The sequence below is a fragment of the Streptomyces sp. 8L genome, assembly GCF_020176795.1.
In the GTDB taxonomy this organism is placed as follows: domain Bacteria; phylum Actinomycetota; class Actinomycetes; order Streptomycetales; family Streptomycetaceae; genus Streptomyces.
This window is the reverse complement of the sequence record NZ_JAIUKE010000852.1, coordinates 1-1,756: the sequence shown is the minus strand read 5'-3', so window position 1 is coordinate 1,756 and position 1,756 is coordinate 1. Positions and strand designations below refer to the sequence as shown.

Here is a 1,756-nt window from a genome sequence, read left to right as displayed (position 1 = left end):
CCGCCCACCATCCACCGCCTCCCGCCGTCCATGGCTCCCCGCCGTCCACGACCTCCCGTCGTACAACGCCCCGCCGCCGACCGCCCGTCCATGACCTCGATCCCGTCGCGACCAGGAAAGTGCAGGGAAGAACCCGCATGCCCGACAACAGCACAAGAGCCAGCAGCTTCCGCCCCTCGCGGCGCGGTTTCATAGCCGGAGCCGCCACGATCGCCGCGGCGGCGGGCATGTCCGGCGTCCTGCCCGCGCAGCTGGCCCGCGCGGCCCGAGCCGACCGGCGCGGCTTCAACCTCTCCCAGATCAAGCACGTCGTGTACGTCATGCAGGAGAACCGGTCGTTCGACCACTACTTCGGCACGTTCCCCGGCGTACGCGGCTTCGCCGACAAGACCGCGGCCAAGCTGCCGAACGGCAACCCGGTCTTCAAGCAGCCGGACCCGGCCAACCCGGACGGCTACCTGGAGCCCTTCCACATGGACACGGTCACCACCGGAGCCGCCGCCGTGCCCTCGCTCTCGCACGACTGGCGCGACCAGCACGCCGCCTGGAACAACGGCGCGATGGACGGATGGCTGACGACCCATCTCGCCTCCGACGGCGGCGGCAGGGGCTCCTACACGATGGGCTACCTGAAGAAGAACGACATCCCCTTCCACTGGGCCCTCGCGGAGAGCTTCACCCTGCTCGACAACTACCACTGCTCGGTGCTCGGACCCACCTTCCCCAACCGGGCCGTGTGGATGTCGGGCACCAACGACCCGCAGGGCAAGCAGGGCGGCCCGATCCTGGAGACCGTGCAGCCCAACACACTGCTGTGGAAGTCGGCCCCCGAAGTGCTCTTCGACGCGGGCTACACGGTGAAGACGTACACCAGCTCGGGCAGTTACAACTACTTCAGCTGGTGGGCCAACTTCAAGCAGCCGGGACTCGTGCCGCCGGAGCTCTACAACCGGATCATGCTCAACGGCACGCTCTTCGGCGACGGTACGCCGGGCGGAGCGGGCGACCCGAACAGCCCGGCCAAGGCCGGCACGCCCTACCTCGGATTCGAGGAGGACTGCGCGAACGGCACCCTGGCCGACGTGACGTGGCTCTTCCCCGACGGCCCGTACCCTTCCGACGAGCACCCGCCGAACACACCGGCCGCCGGGGCGTACTTCCTCGCCTCCAAGCTGGAGGCCCTCGCCGCGAACGAGGAGCTGTGGAACTCGACGGTCTTCGTCATCAACTACGACGAGAACGACGGCTTCTTCGACCACGTCGCGCCACCCGTCCCGGACCCGGCGCTCTTCCCTGAGGAGTACGTCAGCCTGTCCTCGCCGAAGGGCACGCCCGGCGGCGGCCTGCCCGTCGGCGCGGGCTTCCGGGTGCCGTGCCTCGTCGTGTCGCCGTGGACCGTCGGCGGCCGTATCTTCTCCGAGGTCTCCGACCACACCTCGCCGCTGCGTCTCATCGAGGCGATCACGGCGGCGAACGGCCTGTCGGGGAAGGGCGCCGTCACCTTCGACGCCATCACGCCCTGGCGCCGCCAGACGTTCGGCGACTTCACCGGCGTCTTCAAGACCGTCGCCCAGCCGGCGCCCACCAGCGAGGAGTTCGACGAGGAGACGCGGCTCGCCAACGTCAACGCGCAGGCGGCCGCCGCCACCCAGCCCATGCCGCAGATCCCGGGCGCGACCCAGCACATGCCGGGCCAGGGAGGCTGAGACGGGGGCGCGGGCCCCGGGGAGCCCGCCACCCACGCCGCGGGGGGGGG

1 protein-coding gene is annotated in these 1,756 nt (G+C 70.4%); it reads left to right on the top strand.

Translation table 11 applies throughout. The features are described from left to right. Window positions 1-137: 137 nt before the first annotated feature. A complete protein-coding gene (locus LCE31_RS39400; RefSeq protein ID WP_225023085.1) occupies window positions 138-1,706 on the top strand; it encodes a phospholipase C in 1,569 nt (522 codons plus the stop codon). Window positions 1,707-1,756 lie beyond the last annotated feature (50 nt).

Excerpts from the sequence above, each read along its gene's own strand:
- LCE31_RS39400 (WP_225023085.1), top strand. The coding sequence starts at position 138 with ATGCCCGACAACAGCACAAGAGCCAGCAGCTTCCGCCCCTCGCGGCGC.